The sequence below is a fragment of the Chitinophaga agri genome, assembly GCF_010093065.1.
Taxonomy (GTDB): Bacteria; Bacteroidota; Bacteroidia; order Chitinophagales; family Chitinophagaceae; genus Chitinophaga; species Chitinophaga agri.
In genome coordinates, this window is sequence record NZ_CP048113.1 from 4090155 (window position 1) to 4108118 (window position 17964).

Sequence of the window (17964 nt, forward strand, 5' to 3'; positions counted from 1 at the left end):
CATACCACTTGTTTCCCTCAGCGTCGCGGTTACGCTGATCGTTTGACCCGGCTGCAGGACAATTGGCCTGGTCCCACATACCCGGGCCACTTTTCCTGCACAGAAAGAGATTAGGAATAAAGAATCAGGAATTAGGCATTGCAATAGCGTACTTATCTTCTTCCCGTATTACATACACGTTGTTGACAATACCTAAACCCGTAAACGTAATTCTTGCTCCTAATTGCCAATTCCTAATTCCTAATTCCTCATTGTATATGCGAACGCCATTGTTACCGCTGCAACAGCTGCTGGACAGTCTGCAGCACCCACCCCACCCGGAAGACCCGGCCGCCTATGAAACGGCCAGCTTTATGCACAGAAGATCCCTTGCCGCTATAGAAGATATTACCATGGCATTTGACGACTGTCTCGCCATGGGCATCAGTGAATCCACCATTAGAAGATATGTCAGCATCTGCCAGGAAAAGATCACTACGCTCTGCAATGACGTACCTTTTAGCTGGCTGGAAGTGGAGACCGCCGCTCCCGTTGAATACGACGAATGGCGCTACCTCTGCAATGACATCTGTCACCAGCTGGAAAACCTCATTTTCTACCTCATGGTAACCTATGCCAAGTACTACAATAAAATGGCTATCACTCCAAACGTGTACCGGGAACTGATGCGGCAACGCATCGCTCCCGGTCTTTCTGTGATCCGTAACTGGTTCCGGGAAACCGACGACGGCAGCCGGGAACTGCAACAAATGATACTGGAACTCTACGACGCTTTCGACCCGCAGCTGACCAACCGGATGAACTATTACCAGCTCGACTTCCTCCGTGAACTGCAACAGGCGCTGCTCAAACACTGGTCTATGGAAGACAACACCCTTGACCACGGTACCCTGCAACAGTTACTTTTCACGCTCAACTTTAACAGCACCGACTATTATCACTACTGTACGTCCTATATCAGTCAGCAACTGATGGAACTGCCGGATATTCATACCCAGCTGGACCTGCTGTCGTTTATCAATAAAACATTGTCCCAGCTGCCGGTAAGACCCGGACTGGCATACAGTTATGACGCACCTTCCATTATTTCATTACTGAAGGAATGGCTACTCGTAGAAGCCAAACACCTGCAGACTAAACGCAAGCAGAAAGGTGCCGGCCATGCCAGCAAATTGAAAACCTTACCTGAAAACTTTAAACTACATACCTCACTGACACTGCCGGAGCTGGCAGCATTCTTCAGGGTATTAAAAGAAGCGGGAGTGGTGGAGAACAGGAACATGCAGGATGTGTTCCGGTTGATCTCCCTCTGCTTTTCTATTGATAAGAAAGAAGCATTTGAAGGAAACCTGTTTCAGTCGTATTACTATCATGTCGCTCCTGAAACATATAAAAAAATGGAAGATCTCGCGCACAATATGGTGAGAAAGACCTTCCAGCTTAGAAAAGAGGAGTAAACCGCGATAGACGGTTTACCTTTTCTTCTTCTTTTTCTTTTTCAGCTGCTCCTGCTGTTTGTTGTGCTCATCGAGCAGCAGCTGCCAGTTGTCATTCGGAATATCTTCAGAGAAACTGATCGTTTCACGATAATCGTTCTTGTCGATCTTCATCACGGTAATATCTTTACCCAGGTACTTCTGGATCTGTTCCAGTACCGGCTTTTCCTCCTCGCTGCAGAAAGATACCGCCTGTCCCTTCTGCACACCACGTCCTGTACGTCCCACACGGTGTACATAGTTCTCCGGTACATCCGGCAGGTCATAGTTCACGACATAATCCACATTCGGGATATCGATACCACGGGCATTCACATCGGTCGTGATCAACAGTTTGACATCCCCCTTCTTAAACTCCTCCATAACCTGTAAACGATTATCCTGTTCCTTCCCGCCGTGCATGGTCAGTGACTTGATACCCACACGCTCCATGGCGGCAAATACCCTTTCCGCACGCACTTTGGTTCTCACGAACACCAGGATCTTGCTCTCCGGAAACTCTTTTACCAGCCTTTCCAGGAAGAAACGCTTATCGTCCATACCGACATACGCCACTGCATGCTGCACGTTCTTAGACACGGGGTCTTCCGGCGATATCTGTATCCTGATCGGATTGTACACCACAGAATAGGCCAGGTCCTTGATGTCAGTATCGATGGTTGCAGAGAAGAACAGCGTCTGGTGTTTCCTCGGCAGGTGCTTGAGTACATCCCGGATGTCCCTGATAAAGCCGAGGTCCAGCATATGATCCGCCTCGTCCAGGATCAGGATCTCCGTCTGGCCAAGGTCAATAAAGCCCTGACTATGCAGGTCAAACATACGTCCCGGCGTGGCGATCATCACGTCTACCCCCTGCGCCAGCTTCTTCAGCTGCGGCGCCTGGTCTACGCCACCATGGAGTCCTAATATATTGAGTTTGGTATATTTACCGATGGTTTCGAATACTTCGGAGATCTGAACAGCTAATTCACGGGTAGGTACCATTACCAGACAGCGCACTTCTCCTTTACTCTTCCTGGGATGGTATCGTTGCAGCATATGCAGTACCGGGATGGCAAAAGCAGCTGTTTTACCCGTACCTGTCTGCGCTATTGCCAATACGTCATTCCCTTTCAGGATAGAGGGAATCGCCTTAAATTGAATATCCGTAGGACGTTTAAAGCCTAATTCTGCTAAACTTCTTTTAATTTCCTCGGAAATATGGTACTGCTCAAACTTCATTCCGCAAAGATAAGGCTAGTCCCTGACAAAGCTACCGGGTACTGGCGCACTAATTGTTAATAACCTACCTTTAAAGACAATTCCGCCCTTCATGAGCAAAAACCTCTTCCTGAAACTTCATCCGGTACACCGGGTACTGATCAGTGCCGGCGCTGCCGGAGCCGCCTTTTTTCTGACAACAGCTGCCGGGCTGACACCCCTTATCCGCGTCATGTTAATATGGGACATTTTCGCGCTGGTGTATAATATCACTTGCTGGTCCGTACTTTTCAACCGTACGGTAGAGGAGATCCGGAAGTATGCCCGGAAGGAGGATGGTAGCCGCATCTTCGTGTTCATTGTTGTACTATTGGCCTGCTTTGCCAGTATGCTCATGGTATTATTGCTGATGATATCAGATGAAGCGAAGGAAGCAGATAAACTGCTCTATATACCGGTGGCAGTCACCGGCATCCTGTTATCATGGACAATGGTGCATACGATGTTCACCTTTCACTATGCACACATTTACTACGATGATGATGAGAACAATGCAAAACAACATGCCGGCGGACTGGAATTCACCAACGAAACGCGTCCTGATTACCTGGATTTCGCCTATTTCTCTTTCGTAATAGGAATGACGTTCCAGGTATCAGACGTGGAGATCAGCGCCCGTAAATTGCGCCGTATAGGGTTATTACATGGGGTGATCTCCTTTTTACTGAATACCTTTATAGTGGCACTCACCATCAACCTGATAGCCGGCCTGAAAAACTGATCATCCCACCGGACCAGCTAGCACTCAAACTCATGAGAGAACGCCAGCGTTGCCAGCTGGCCGGCACGCTGCAATTTCCTTCTTTCCCGCAACGGATGTATCAGTGAATAATATACCTGTTTCAGATAAGGCCATCCGAAGGCCGCCGTATTAAAGATGATCATGATAGCGGCAAACAGCTGCAGTCCCATAAAGAACGCGATACTTGCATGCAACAGTACGACTGCTACATATCCATAAGGGCGGGAACGACGCCACCAGATATAGAAAGGATAACCGATCTCCAGTAATAAAGTGCTCCATCCTATCAGTTTTGCCAACAGCGGATAACCCGCCATCCACTGCATATCAAAACGGGCAAACTGGCCCTGCATCAGTGTCTGCCAGATCGCTTCCCCGTTCCACCATTGTGCTCCCATTGCCTTTTCCACACCGGAAGCCACATATACAAGACAAAGGTGTATCTGCAATACCCTGATGGATAAGGTATTCCATTCACTTTCTACTGGCTTCGTCTCCAGGGATAACTTATCCCACGAGAACATTTCCCCCACCGGCATCACTATACAATAGAATAACGCAATGTGCATAAACGTTTCTACACCATAGGCGCCCATAAAGCCCGTATTGATAAAAGTAAACTGGATGGCCCAGGCAATGAAGGCGGCATATCTTGTAAACTTACCGATCAGCAATGCGCCCAGGCTACACAGATAAATACCCATCAGGGCATAGACCAGGTTCACCGCACCGATACCGGTAGCAGTAGCCAAGGGCTTTAACCAGGATAACTGCGGCATAAAGGGGTCAACAATGCCACTACTGACAGACCAGGGGATCAATCCATCAGGACCGTACAACAACGAAATGCTCCCTATCAGCCAGCCACCCTGCACCAGTCCCAGCAGCGCGATCGCTATTCTGAAAAAAGCCAGCGGCTCACCAGTAGACGGAGCCAGGAAGAAACGTTTGATCATAACTACATATTTTATCGGGTTACGCGGAAGTCTTTGACGAGGAATGGCGTCCATTTCGGTTGACTACCTGCACGGAAAGCCGCCATTTCAGGTACTTTTTTATCGATGACAGTTACACGCACTATATTACTCGACGGATATTGCCGTAACATATATGCGGCACAGCTCTTTGCCAGTAAAGGCTGTGCTTCTTCTATACTAAAGAAATTATAAATGGTCTGTATCCGGCGGTTACACTCTGTATTGGCACCTTCCAACCTCGTCACTTCCTGGTGGCGACCATCTCCCAGTGTGTACACCACAGCGATCTCATTCCCAATGTTCGGTGCAAAAAAGCTGAAGATATTCCCACTACCAGTAAAGTCACCGTAAGTGGTCAGTTGCCGCAGCAGCCAGGGCTTCCGATCAGTCCATTCCTCCAGATGGGCAGCATGTAAAGCGGCGATCGTGAGGTGAAAACCTGCGAGGAGAAGCCAGGAAAGTTGTTTTGTGGTCAGCATAAAAATGAATTAGGAATTGGGAATCAGGAATTAAGAATCGGTTATGCTGTGAGATGCGAATGCCGGATTACTGTAAACATGAAACGCCCGGCGGACAATTACACAGTATTCAGTTCACGCATCTCAATTCCTGATTCTTAATTCCTGATTCCTAATTAATTTAGAATCCAATCACCGCGCCACCTGCGACTTCTTCAATAGCCAGTTTCTCAAAACGGGCATCCAGGCGGGCAAATCTGCTACGGATATCTCTCAGTATCTGCGGATCAAAACAACCGATCAGATTAGGAAAGCGCTTCCGGAGGATATCTTCCCATTTCAGGCCAGTGTATAAGGTAACACGGGCGCCTGCGGGAAACTGGGTGATATCTGCTGTGCCGTAGAAACCGCGGGTGAAATAAGGGTAAGCACCAGCAGGAACGGATAAACGGAATTTCGCCAGCGAAGAAGCGCCAATCACTTTCTGGTCTACAACATCTGCCGGCAAACGGGCGCCGGCAGCCAGGAACGTTTTGGTGGCCAGCAGTTGCTGTCCCCTGCCTACTTCGTAAACACCAAGATCAAAGAGCTGTTTGGGATCTACTTTGACGGCCAGTTCACCGACACGTTTAGCGATATCCAGATATGGGATCATCGTTGGGCATGTCTTGATCCATATTTTCCTGAACGGAATTTTTTCATAACCGATCTTCGCCAGTTCAGGGAATGGTGGACGGCCGCCCGGACCAAAATACTGGGTCTCGTCAGATAAACTGCCGTAAGTTGCTTTGGTGATGTAATTGTTAGCGGGTAAGCCTTCCCAGGTTAACAGGTAGGTGTCCGGAGACAGATCTTTCAGGATAGCATCCAGTTCATCAGTACCAGCAGTTCTGCCGCCGGCTGTAGTCGTGGAATTGATTGATGACAGTGGAGCTGACTGTTGTTCCTTTTTGCAGGAAAAGAGAGACAGGGCGGCCATGGCGGTCACGCCTGCCAACAATAGATGTTTGCGCATTTTTCTGGGGTTTGTGGTTAATAATGAAACTGATGACACAAAATTCCATCAATTAACTTTTCCCATCAAGTGCAAAAACACCTGTTTTGATACGTAGAAATACGCAAAGAACAGAAAATCAACAGATGAGCCGTTTGCACAGCTCATCTGTTAACTCCGGTTTACTTTTCCCGTTGCCGGGAAATGATTTTGGCAGATGAACGAAGTCGAATAAGTAACGGGAAAATATCTTGTTATCTCAGGAAAGAGATCTTACCGTATTTACTTCTTTTGTAAGTACCGGTGGCACTGTCGAATACATACGTGCAGGCTTCATACTGCGCCCACTGACATACATAGTCATATCCTTCCACACCTGCAACGGCATAACCGGTGCCCGTCCAGTAATATTGGGTTTCTGCCCGGTCATTACTTGTTTTTACAGTGGTAGCCAGCGCGGAACCAGCGCCAAGAATTACAGCCAATGCTAATAATGAAAATCTGATGTTTTTCTGTTTCATGGGTTTACATTTTGTGGGTGATGGGGTTAACAAGACAAAATAGGGTACCGAAATTTTCATGGATGATAAAAGGCCGTCTTTCCTTCATTGTTGCCACGAAGATATAATAACCTGCTGCACCGGCACAGCAGTTGTGAAATTGATATTATAATATTCCCTATCTTTGCGTCAGATTAACACAAAGTTGAGAAATGAAACCCTTTCATAGTTATCAGAACCCCTCCCTCGCTGTGGATCTGGTTGTATTTGGTTATAGCCATGAGCAACTTTCTGTCCTGCTCCTTAACAGGAAAGAAGCGCCATTTCAGGATCAGTGGGTACTACCCGGGGCGTTCCTGCAAATGGAGGAGCGTTTCCGCGATACATGCTCCAGGGTATTGAAAACCAAACTGGGCATGGACGATGTGTATATGGAGCAGTTGTACTCGTTCGATGATCCCGGACGAGATCCCCGTGGACGTGCCATTGCCGTGGCCTACTATGCATTGGTGAACCCCGCCCGCGTAGCCGTATCTGCCGGTAGCATGGCTAATGACGTCGCCTGGTTCAATGTCAGGGAGTTACCTGGTTTGGGGTTTGATCATAAAGAGATCTTTGACCTTGCGCTGCAAAGACTTCGTTCCAAGATCACTTACTTCCCCGTCGGCTTTGAGTTGCTCGACGAACTGTTCACCATGCCCGAGCTACATGAACTATACGAGTGTATTCTCGACACAAGTATTGACCGGAGAAACTTCCGGAGGAAGATCATAGATTCCGACTACATTATCAACACCGGCAAAAAAAGAGAAGGTGCCCAGAACCGACACCCCGATCTATACAAATTCAACAAGAAGCTTAAAAAGAATGGCTTCCAGATAAACGTTTAAAGATGACATACAGTAACGATTGGTTAATCCGCAAATTCAAGGCTAAAGAAAACATCCACTTCACTTTTTTCTGGGGACATAAAGGCGAACCCGGAAATGTCACCAAAAGCTGCTTTAGTCAATGGTGGCCAGCTACTTTCACAGAAGGACCACACACTTATGCCACAGCTGAACACTGGATGATGGCGGGAAAAGCACGCCTGTTCAATGACGCCACTGCCGAAAAAGAGATCCTGGAAGCCGGCTCACCAATGATCGCAAAACAATTAGGCAGAAAAGTAAAAAATTTTGACGCCGCTGCATGGGACAAAGAAAAATTCAATCTTGTCGTAAAAGGCAACCTGCTGAAATTTTCTCAACACCCTAAGCTGGGAGCATTCCTGATCGGCACAGGCGATACAGTGATCGTCGAAGCCAGTCCGCTGGACAGAATATGGGGTATCGGCATGGGCGCCAGCCATGAACACGCTACCAACCCTTTACTATGGAAAGGTCAGAACCTCCTGGGTTACGCCCTTATGGAGGTCAGAGACCAGTTAACGCAACAATAAAATGAAAGAACAACAAACGAAAAACATCAGCAAATTTCTCAGCCTTGTGCTGCGACATCAGCCGGAAACGATCGGAATTACCCTTGACCCCAATGGATGGACGGATGTACAGGAACTCTTAGCTAAAATGAATACCCGTCATTACCGTATCACCCGGGAACAGCTTCAGGAAGTGGTTGACACCAATGATAAGAAACGATTTGCCTTCAATGATGATGGCACACAGATCCGCGCCAGCCAGGGACATTCCGTGGAAGTTTCCCTGGGCCTGCCGCCCGCTACACCACCGGAATATCTCTACCATGGTACAGTTGCCAAATTCCTGCTGAGCATCCGGAAGGACGGTTTGCAGAAAATGAGCCGGCAACACCTGCACCTCAGCCGTGACAGGGAAACTGCTGTAAATGTAGGCAGCCGGAGAGGAGCGCCGGTGATCCTGACTATCCATACCGGACAAATGCACCGGGACGGCTTCGTATTTTATCTGTCAGACAATGGTGTATGGCTGACTGACAGCGTACCGGCTTCCTACATCCAGTTTTAATACCCCATGAGTTACAATCAATATATCAAAGATGCCCTGCTTGGAGTCGCTGTCGGTGACGCCTTAGGCGTACCGGTGGAATTCAGCTCCCGCAGTTTATTAACGGAAACACCAGTGACGGGTATGAGGGGCTATGGCACACACGGGCAACCTGCAGGTACCTGGTCAGACGACAGTTCACTCACTTTCTGCCTCGCCGACATGCTATGTGGAGAATATAACCTGCAGCACCTGGCAACGCGCTTTATCTCCTGGAGATATGGCGCCTACTGGACCCCGCATGGCACCGTATTCGACATCGGTAATGCCACGCATGAAGCTATCTCCCGTCTGCGACGGGGTACCTCGCCTGCACTCGCTGGTGGCGTGGATGAACACAGTAATGGTAACGGATCACTGATGCGGATCCTTCCCCTGCTTTTTCATATCAAGGACATGCCCATCGCTGACCGTTACAGGCATACAGCGGAAGTCTCCTCCCTGACACACCGGCACCAGCGTTCGATCAATGGCTGCTTCATTTACCTGGAAATGGCACGGGCCATCTTACAGGGACAAACACCTGAGCAGGCCTACCAGACGATCTGCCAAACCGTACCTGCATTCCTCCAAAATGACGAGATGTCTCATTATGAGCGTGTCCTGTCAGGCCAGCTATGGAAACTGACGGAAGCGGAGATCAATGGCGGCGGATATGTGGTGCATTCACTGGAAGCTTCCATCTGGTGCCTATTGCACACCAGCACCTATGCCGATGCCGTGTTAAAGGCGGTCAACCTGGGCGGTGATACAGACACAACAGGTGCGATCACCGGCGGACTGGCAGGACTGGTCTATGGATGGGCGACAATTCCGGCAGACTGGATAAATGTTTTAGCAAAAAGGGATGCAATTGACGTACTGATTGCTAACTTGCAGGCCAAAATTTACAGCTAAATGGCCCGGACGTTTGTAATTGGAGATATTCATGGCGCACTGAAAGCATTGGAACAGGTGATCAGTATGATCAAACCGAAAGCGGCTGATACACTTATTTTTCTGGGCGACTATGTAGATGGCTGGTCACAATCTGCGCAGGTGATCGACTACCTCATGCAACTCGACAAACAATATAAATGCATTTTCATAAAAGGAAACCATGACGCCTGGTGTGAATCCTGGCTCATGGGCTCCTTACCCGATCCTACATGGATCTTCAATGGTGGCGAAGCGACAGTCAATAGTTATGCCGGCTTCTCCGAAACAGAAAAAGCGGTACATATCAGTTTCTACAACCGCATGAAAGATTACATGATCGACGATGAGAACCGCCTGTTCATTCATGCAGGATTCACCTCGATGCATGGTCCGGCCATGGAAAGATATGAAGCCAGTACCCGCTGGGACCGTACCCTCTGGGAAATGGCAGTGGTCATGGACAAGCGTATTAAAAAAGACTCCAAACTTTTCCCTAAGCGTTTGTTGCTGTATCATGAGATCTTCATCGGGCATACACCTACACTGAACTATGACGTGGATGTACCGATGCAGGGATGTAATGTCTGGAATGTAGATACCGGTGCGGCTTTCTATGGTAAGGTGACAGCGATGGACATCGAAACAAAAAAGTTCTGGCAGAGTGATCCTGTACGACAGTTATATCCGGATGAGAAAGGCCGGAACCGCTAATATCTCATTAAACGTAATTCTTTTTTTACAAGCGGGAAGTTGCCATCATTCACATCTGTTTCATAAAAATAAAGCATATCATCTTCGAGGACGATCCGCTTTTGCAGTTCCTCATCGCTGATGTATTCACACGCAGTAGGAATAGACCAATAGTCCGTAATGCGTGTCCAGCGGCCGCCTGTATATGACCAGGTACTGACGGTATACGAACAGGCTTTCATCGATTGTTCAAAAACTGAGATCTCATCTTTGCCATCTCCATTCAGATCTCCTTCATTTACTAAACGGATATGCCTTGCAGTTATCACCGGCATGGGGGCAATACTGCCACCTGCGAAACGTACGATGTACTGATATACCATATCTGAAGATATACTGCCTTCCGAAAAGCCATCCTGCCCCGTTTTATTATAAAGCACACCGTATCCCTTATCCAATGTCGTATCACCATCAAAATAGCCACTAATGCACACGGAATCGGGTATCTCCTGGAGATATTCCGGAGGACTGTCCATCGTCATGATGCCTGTATCAACAGGTGCACTAACCGTACTACTGACCATCGCTGCACCAGTATTTTCGTTGAGGGGCTCTACAGTGGAATGGCATGCCGATAAAAAAATGAGACCTAAGGCATAAAGCGATCTTTGCATCTCTCACAAATTACACGCCTAATGTATCACTTTATTTTTAAGAAAAAGGGCTTTATACTCAGGCTGTCTTCCGCAGGAATAGTCATTTTGTCCAATTTAGAGTGGGAACGTTTGCGTAAATAATTACCCAAACTTCTGAGCGCTCAGTAGTCAAATCCTGTAATTTCAGGATGAAATAAAACCCACGTCCCGTTATGAGAACACAACTACTACTGGCACTCGCATGCCTTCTCGGGGAAGGTATGTCCTATGCACAAACCACGTTGTATGTAGCCCCCACCGGATCAGCGGCTAACCCCGGCACCAGTATGAATGCTCCCACCACACTGGCGAATGCACTAGCCACTATCCAGCCTGGCGGCACCATCTATCTGAGAGGCGGCACTTATCCACTCGCCGCTTCTGTTATTATCCCCGCAACAAACAATGGTACAGCATCCGCCAACAAAAATGTGGTTGCGTACAACAGTGAAGTACCGGTACTGGATTTCTCCGCGCAGGCGGTTGCCGACGCGAACCGGGGTCTGGTACTGGACGGTGATTACTGGCATTTCACCGGCATCACCATCAGCGGTGCGGGTGATAATGGAATGTTACTCGCCGGTAACAACAACACGATTGAGAAATGTATTTTCAGTAAAAACCATGACAGCGGCTTACAACTCAGTCGCTACGTAACATCCAACACTACGATTGGCTCATGGCCTTCCAACAACCTCATTTTAAACTGTGAGGCGTTCGACAATCAGGATCCTGACAATGAAGATGCAGACGGATTCGCCGCTAAACTGACCTGTGGCACGGGTAATGTGTTCCGGGGCTGCATCTCCCATCACAACATCGATGATGGCTGGGACCTTTACGCAAAGGATGATACCGGCCCAATTGGCCCAGTCACCATTGAGAACTGCGTAGCTTACAACAATGGTGCGCTCAGCAATGGCAGCACATCCGGTAACGGTGACAAGAACGGATTTAAACTGGGCGGTTCAGGCATTGCTGTAAACCATATCGTCCGCCGTAGTATCGCTTTTAACAACGGGCACCATGGATTTACGGACAATAACAACCCTGGTAACATGGAGATAAGCAACAACACCAGCTACAATAATGCGGAGTCAAACTTCAACTTCAGAGAAGGTAGTACGGCTACTTTCCGCAACAACCTTTCTTTCAATGCAGGCGCCAGTGATAAGAGCAATGGTACGGATGCCGGCAATAGTAATGTGTGGTGGAAGAACAATGTGAGCACGAATGGCGGCGGACTGGTTGTAAGCAATGCGGATTTTATCTCGACTTCTCCATCTGTTGGTAAAAATGCAGATGGCAGTCCTGATCTGGGCAACTTCCTCGCACTGGCATCAGGCAGTGATCTGATCAATGCGGGCGTTACAGCAAGCGGTATTACCTATACCGGTTCCGCACCAGACATTGGCGCGCGTGAATCGGGCAGCACAACGAACCCAGGTACCTATTCACTCCGTGTAACAGCATCACCGGCTGCTGGCGGTAGTGTAACGGTAAGTCCGAATGCATCTTCATATACAGCAGGTACTGTCGTAACACTAACGGCCGTCGCGGCGGGCGGCTATACCTTCTCCGGCTGGAGCGGTGGTGCAAGTGGAACAGGTACTACAACCACTATCACAATGAACGCCAATCAGGCTGTTACTGCTTCTTTTACCGCGAATAATGGCGGCGGTGGCAACACGTTACGCATAGATGATGCAGCAACCACGACAAGCGGTTATTGCGGTGCAGATGGTAGTCGTCAGAACAGCTACACCGGCGCCGATGGTGGTTACTATATCAATCTATCCAATTCAGCGTCCAAAGGCGTCAATTACCGCGTTACGGTACCCTCGGCTGGTACTTACTCATTTGTATGGAGATATGCCAATGGCGGGGCTAATGTGTCCACTACAGCCAGGTTACTGGTGAATGGCAGCACCGTCGTATCCAGTGTGTCGTTCCCGAAAACAACTGCCTGGACATCCTGGACAACGACGGCAGCGGTGACCGCCACACTGGCAGCAGGTACAAATACGGTGCGTATTGAAACAACATCTGCTACTGAATTCGCGGTCATCGACTGGATGGAGGTAACAGGCAATAGCCCATCAGCAGGTGCCTGTGGCAGCTCCCTGGTAAATGACTTGTCTTATAAACAAGCTATCCCGGAAACAGGCAATACCAACCTGGCCGCCCGCATTTATCCCAATCCTGTCGCCGGTAATGCGACCATCAGCTTCTATAACCAGCAGGAAACGAGAGTGGCGGTACAGATATTCGATGCGAATGGGGCACTTATCAACAATGTAGCAAACAAGATCTATCCGGCAGGCCATCACCAGGTCCATGTCGACGTTAGCAGACTGGTACAGGCGGTGTACTTTATCAGGATAGAAAGAGAAGGTAAAAATGAAACGTTAAGAATAGTGAAACAATAAACAGCTTACCGGATAAAGATCGGTAGTTCCCTAGCTGAAAAGCCTGATCTATGTAGATCAGGCTTTCCTATGATATGCCAGCTGAGCGGATCATTGACAAAAGTCAATAAAATTTCAAAGCATAGATCAATGGAACGGGGACCTGTTTCGATGCAACTTTGTGTTATCAAAAACAAATCATCAATCACACAAAATATTGCAATCATGAAAAAGATCATATTCATCACAGGTACCAGCACCGGCTTTGGCAAATTAATGACCCTCACACTGGCAAAAGCGGGACATACTGTCATTGCGGCCATGCGTGGGATCGATAACAGGAATGCGGCGGCTGCAAAAGAACTTGGTGCGGTAGAAAATGTAGATGTAGTAGAACTGGACGTTACCAATGACCAGTCTGTCAACAATGCCTTCAAAACAGTACTGGATAAATACGGTAAGATAGATGTGCTGGTGAACAATGCTGCAGTCTCAGGTTTCGGTTTGCTGGAATCCTGGTCTATCGATCAGATCAAACAAATGGAAGAAGTGAATGTATATGGTGTGATCCGTACCTATCAGGCAGTGCTGCCTGCGATGCGTAAAGCAAAGAGTGGTCTGATCATCAACCTGACTTCAGGTGCAAGTGGCTTTACCCTCCCTTTCATGGTACCTTACCTGATGTCAAAATTTGCGGTAGAAACTATTACCGAAGGTGCGCAACATGAACTGAAACAGTATGGTATCGAAAACGTATCTATCCAGCCGGGTGTTTATCCTACAGAAATGAACAATGGTTCAAAAGCGGGTGTCCATGCAGATAAAGCAAATATCACGGCTGAATACGGAGAAGCCGGACAGGAGCTGTTCAACTCCATCGGGCAGGCACTGTTTGGTAAGATGGCGGAATTTAACATGGACCCACAGGTAATTGCGGATGGCATCCTTACACTGGTAAATATGGAGAAAGGTACCCGGCCGCTGCGTTATCCGCTGGATGCGATCGCACAGGGTACAGACAAGGAATTCATTGCTGCCAGAGCCGCCATTAAAGATAAATGGGTAGCCAGTTACGGTCTTTCCCTGTAAGCAGCAGCATGGCTTTTATCAATCGTATATCAATCAATCGCTTAGCAGGGAAGTTAAGCAAGTGCTAACACGACACGCTACATGACTTGATCTTTATATTGAAAATGTTCGTACATTTGTGCACGATTTATAAAAGCAATTAATCACAATGACAAACATTCTTACATATCAATCAGCGTTCAACGCAAGTGCTGCTATCAGAGCAGTAATTGCCAGCACCTGTATTGTCTTAATTAAGAACGGGGAGGCAGATCCTTACCCGGATGTAAGAAGTTAATTATTGTGTCTGGATATTCTTCAGAGGCCTCTTCATCCCGAAGAGGCCTTTTTATTTTGTCTCCCCGTACTTCCTCACTACATATCATTTAATTAATAACATCATTTATCATTAGCAATATGAAAGCTATTATCAAAACATTGACCATTTTATTTACACCGCTAACCCGGTAACGTCAGTGCTTTGCATATTGCGAGAAGCCTTCCGTTACCAGAACGGAAGGCTTTTTTTATGGCTTTAAAATCAACAACAATGAAACGATTGGATCACTTCAGAAATATAGGCATCATGGCGCATGTGGACGCAGGTAAAACAACGGTTACTGAACGCATGCTTTATTATACAGGACTAACACACAAGCTGGGCAGCGTAGATCAGGGGAATACCGTGATGGACAGTGATCCGCAGGAAGAAAAACGGGGCATCACGATCTCGTCTGCAGCCATCACAACTTACTGGCAACTGGACGCCAGTAAATACCAGGTAAATATTATTGATACACCGGGGCACGTCGACTTCACTGCCGAAGTAGAACGTTCGCTGCGTGTGCTGGATGGTGCAGTCGCCGTGTTCTGCGCCAGATCAGGTGTACAGCCACAGTCGGAAACTGTCTGGCAACAGGCCAACAGGTACAACGTACCCCGTATTATTATGATCAATAAAATGGATAGGCAAGGTGCTGACTTCCGTCGCGTGGTGAATGAGATCCGTGAGGTGCTACACGCAAATGCAGTACCAGTTCAGATCCCTGTTGGTGCAGAAGATGACTTCGCCGGCGTGATCGATCTGGTCACGATGAAGGCATATATCTGGAGTGGCGATGATGGTAAATCATATAATGTGACAGACATACCTGCATACCTGCTGGCAGAAGCAACACAGGCACGTACCAACCTGCTGGAAGAGCTATCACTGTGTAATGAATCGATATTCGACAATTATACCAATGCCCCGGAAAGTGTGTCTGCTGAAGCGATATATACCGCATTACGTACGGCTACACTTCAAATGCAGGTCATCCCGGTACTTGCCGGCGCTGCTTATCGCAACAGAGGCGTGCAACCGTTACTGGATGCGGTTGTCCGCTATCTGCCTGCGCCGGTTGACATGCCACAGATCCAGGCCGTTGATCCGGAAACGGAAGAACAGGTATCGCTGAAAGTATCAGAAGAAAGCACTTTTGCAGCGCTGGCATTCAAGATCCTCTCCGATGATTACGCAGGAAAACTAACACTGGTAAGAGTATACTCAGGTACATTGCGTGCTGGTGACACTGTATGGAATAGTCGTACCAGCAAACATGTCCGGATCAGTCGGCTGATGCGTATCATGTCGGATAAATATGAAACGGTAGATGCTATCAGTGCTGGTGACATTGGTGCCGTAGTCGGACTGAAAGATGTGCGCACAGGCGACACTTTATCCGATCCTGCTCAACCGGTCCTGTTAGAAAAGATCCGCTTCCCGGAACCGATGATCGGTTATGCCATTGAAGCGAAAGTGGCTAAGGACGTCACAAAACTCAGCGAAGCATTATCTAAACTTGTGGAAGAAGATCCTACGCTGAGCGTCTCCGTAGATGAGGCTTCCGGGCAAACCATCCTGAAGGGTATGGGCGAGCTGCACCTGGAAGTAGTGCTGGAAAAACTGGCGATGAATTACCATGTGGACATTACCAAAGGTCAGCCGCAGATCGCATACAAAGAGGTATTCACCAAAGCGATCCAACACAAGGAAGTGTACAGCAAACAAAACGGTGGTGCTGGTCATTATGCAGCAATTGTGTTTGAATTGTCTCCACGTGAAGATGGTCTGCCGGGGCTTGAATTTGTGAATGAGATCACGGGCGGTGCGATCCCCCGTGAGTTCATACCATCTGTAAAGAAAGGATTTGAGGAAGCAATGAAGACGGGCGCATTAGCAGGCTATCCTGTACAATCTATGCGCGTACGGTTACTGGATGGTAACATACACATGACTGACTCACATGCACTGGACTTTGAGCACGCAGCGATCATGGGCTTCCGTCAGGCGGCTTCAAAAGCGGCACCTCGCTTACTGGAACCTGTTATGAGTGTAGAGGTGACATTACCGGAAGAACATACCGGGGCGATTACGGGAGATCTGAACAGACGCCGTGGTCTGATCAAAGGAATGGAGATGAAGGCCAATGCCCAGTACATTAAGGCAGAAGCCCCATTATCCGGTCTCTTTGGATATATTAACACCCTGCGTACGTTATCATCAGGAAGGGCCGCAGCCTCTGTGACTTTCCAGGATTATCAGCTGGTACCGGTCAATATGACAAGTAAAGTGCTGGCCGGATAAGAAGTAGGAGTTAAGCCGTACTAATGAAAAGGATGTCTTTAATAGACATCCTTTTCTACTGTCGTATTACCTGATTTGCCACCCGCACCTGAGCTTCGCTGCATTCAATTCCCAATTCGTGATTATTTCTGCAATACCATGATATTGTTCATCATGAACGCATCTCCGCCCTCTGCTACAATATTATACACAGGCTGCTTACCTCCGGCCGCCTCTGTTTTATTGACCACTGTATACGTGACAAGTGTGTTGGTATGCTCATCCAAACATAGCAGCTGGTCGCCATTCACCACAGTACCCATTTGCTTTTTGCCAGCTTTGGTTAATACAGGGTGATTAGGAGTCGCCTGCAAGACTTTACCTGATAATGTTACCTGGTGTACACCAGCGACCTGCTGTTCAGCAACGTGCATCACTAACAGACTGGTAATGGCATAATTTTCTGCGTGATGTTGCACCAGTTCTTTTACACGGATGATATTTGTCTGGTGCGTAGCAGCATCCGGACTAATGATCTCATCTCCCGGACGGATATCACGCAGCGCTTTCTGTGTACCATTGGCGAGGTTTACCAGCTGATCACCCGGAAAACAGATGTCAGTACCATAGGTACCTGCCTCTTCTTTCACATCTTTACCGGCATTCATTGATTTATATAACTGGTAACTGAACTCTTTGGATAATACATAAGAGAGCTTGAGTACATAGTTCTTTTCCACTTTGTCTATCGCGTGGATATCTTCAAAGTACTGGTTCCAGATGTCGCTGTTACTATTAAATAAAGGCATCACCGCAGTGTATAACTTACCTGCCTCATTGGTATAAAAGATGACAGTAGCGATATCCAGCATGCTGTCTTTGGCAACCAGGCGGTAGAGGTCTATTCGTTTTTTCTGCCCGTCGTCGCCGGTGATGACGTAGGGTTTCCGCATTTCATAGCGATCCAGTATGTAGGTATTATTGAATTTAACGTATGTGTCATTGTCAAGATCCTTAACGGTAAATGTCTTTGCTTTCGCATATTCCGCCATTGTCATCGGACGGGACTGCGCCAGCAATTGTATAGCTACAATCGAACAGAGTAATGTCAGCAGATATTTTTTCATAC

17 protein-coding genes are annotated in these 17964 nt (G+C 47.9%); 10 read left to right on the forward strand and 7 right to left on the reverse strand.

The features are described from left to right. Positions 1 to 257: 257 nt before the first annotated feature. A complete protein-coding gene (locus GWR21_RS16200) occupies positions 258 to 1457 on the forward strand; it encodes a hypothetical protein (RefSeq protein ID WP_162332759.1) in 1200 nt (399 codons plus the stop codon). A gap of 15 nt (positions 1458 to 1472) precedes the next feature. Here GWR21_RS16200 and GWR21_RS16205 read toward each other — a convergent pair whose 3' ends face one another. Further along, the gene (locus GWR21_RS16205; protein ID WP_162332760.1) at positions 1473 to 2717 is read right to left on the reverse strand and encodes a DEAD/DEAH box helicase; all 1245 of its coding nucleotides are present in this window, start codon (positions 2715 to 2717) and stop codon (positions 1473 to 1475) included. 91 nt (positions 2718 to 2808) lie between these two features. Here GWR21_RS16205 and GWR21_RS16210 point away from each other — a divergent pair, with 91 nt between their 5' ends. Then, positions 2809 to 3477: a DUF1345 domain-containing protein gene (locus GWR21_RS16210; protein ID WP_162332761.1), complete on the forward strand. Its 669-nt coding sequence runs from the start codon at positions 2809 to 2811 to the stop codon at positions 3475 to 3477. A gap of 17 nt (positions 3478 to 3494) precedes the next feature. Here the strand turns inward: GWR21_RS16210 and GWR21_RS16215 are convergent, their stop codons facing one another. From GWR21_RS16215 to GWR21_RS16230, 4 genes are all read right to left on the reverse strand, one after another. After that, complete coding sequence (locus GWR21_RS16215) at positions 3495 to 4454, reverse strand: HTTM domain-containing protein (protein ID WP_162332762.1); 960 nt, start codon at positions 4452 to 4454, stop codon at positions 3495 to 3497. 11 nt (positions 4455 to 4465) lie between these two features. Beyond that, the gene (locus GWR21_RS16220; RefSeq protein WP_162332763.1) at positions 4466 to 4954 is read right to left on the reverse strand and encodes a hypothetical protein; all 489 of its coding nucleotides are present in this window, start codon (positions 4952 to 4954) and stop codon (positions 4466 to 4468) included. Positions 4955 to 5114: 160 nt separating this feature from the next. Next, positions 5115 to 5948, reverse strand: coding sequence for a hypothetical protein (locus GWR21_RS16225; protein WP_162332764.1), 834 nt, complete (start codon positions 5946 to 5948; stop codon positions 5115 to 5117). Positions 5949 to 6181: 233 nt separating this feature from the next. Next, a complete protein-coding gene (locus tag GWR21_RS16230) occupies positions 6182 to 6448 on the reverse strand; it encodes a DUF6520 family protein (RefSeq protein ID WP_162332765.1) in 267 nt (88 codons plus the stop codon). A gap of 191 nt (positions 6449 to 6639) precedes the next feature. On the opposite strand from GWR21_RS16230, the gene GWR21_RS16235 reads away from it, so the two are divergent. From GWR21_RS16235 to GWR21_RS16255, 5 genes are read left to right on the forward strand one after another with little or no spacing between them, the layout of a single operon-like run. Then, complete coding sequence (locus GWR21_RS16235) at positions 6640 to 7317, forward strand: NUDIX hydrolase (protein WP_162332766.1); 678 nt, start codon at positions 6640 to 6642, stop codon at positions 7315 to 7317. Positions 7318 to 7319: 2 nt separating this feature from the next. After that, a complete protein-coding gene (locus tag GWR21_RS16240; protein ID WP_162332767.1) occupies positions 7320 to 7868 on the forward strand; it encodes an NADAR family protein in 549 nt (182 codons plus the stop codon). Position 7869: 1 nt separating this feature from the next. Next, positions 7870 to 8412 (forward strand): RNA 2'-phosphotransferase, encoded by a 543-nt coding sequence (locus GWR21_RS16245; RefSeq protein ID WP_162332768.1) that lies wholly within the window; start codon positions 7870 to 7872, stop codon positions 8410 to 8412. Positions 8413 to 8418: 6 nt separating this feature from the next. Continuing rightward, positions 8419 to 9348, forward strand: a complete 930-nt coding sequence (locus GWR21_RS16250) for an ADP-ribosylglycohydrolase family protein (RefSeq protein WP_162332769.1) — start codon at positions 8419 to 8421, stop codon at positions 9346 to 9348. Beyond that, entirely contained in the window at positions 9349 to 10080 is a 732-nt protein-coding gene (locus GWR21_RS16255; protein ID WP_162332770.1) for a metallophosphoesterase family protein, read from the forward strand. Here the strand turns inward: GWR21_RS16255 and GWR21_RS16260 are convergent. Then, on the reverse strand, positions 10077 to 10733 hold the full coding sequence (locus GWR21_RS16260) for a hypothetical protein (RefSeq protein ID WP_162332771.1): 657 nt from the start codon (positions 10731 to 10733) through the stop codon (positions 10077 to 10079). The genes GWR21_RS16255 and GWR21_RS16260 overlap by 4 nt on opposite strands. Before the next feature lie 194 nt (positions 10734 to 10927). Between GWR21_RS16260 and GWR21_RS16265 the strand changes: the two genes are divergently transcribed. The 3 genes from GWR21_RS16265 (at position 10928) to fusA (ending at position 16856) form a co-directional block, all read left to right on the forward strand. Beyond that, positions 10928 to 13183 carry an InlB B-repeat-containing protein gene (locus tag GWR21_RS16265; protein WP_162332772.1) on the forward strand — a complete coding sequence of 752 codons (2256 nt, stop codon included), beginning with the start codon at positions 10928 to 10930 and terminating at the stop codon, positions 13181 to 13183. Between the two features lie 204 nt (positions 13184 to 13387). Then, the gene (locus GWR21_RS16270; protein ID WP_162332773.1) at positions 13388 to 14251 is read left to right on the forward strand and encodes an SDR family oxidoreductase; all 864 of its coding nucleotides are present in this window, start codon (positions 13388 to 13390) and stop codon (positions 14249 to 14251) included. A 529-nt stretch (positions 14252 to 14780) separates the two neighbouring features. Beyond that, positions 14781 to 16856 (forward strand): elongation factor G, encoded by a 2076-nt coding sequence (gene fusA, locus GWR21_RS16275; protein ID WP_162332774.1) that lies wholly within the window; start codon positions 14781 to 14783, stop codon positions 16854 to 16856. Between the two features lie 122 nt (positions 16857 to 16978). Here fusA and GWR21_RS16280 read toward each other — a convergent pair whose 3' ends face one another. Then, positions 16979 to 17962: a Hint domain-containing protein gene (locus tag GWR21_RS16280; RefSeq protein ID WP_162332775.1), complete on the reverse strand. Its 984-nt coding sequence runs from the start codon at positions 17960 to 17962 to the stop codon at positions 16979 to 16981. Between the last annotated feature and the right edge of the window lie 2 nt (positions 17963 to 17964).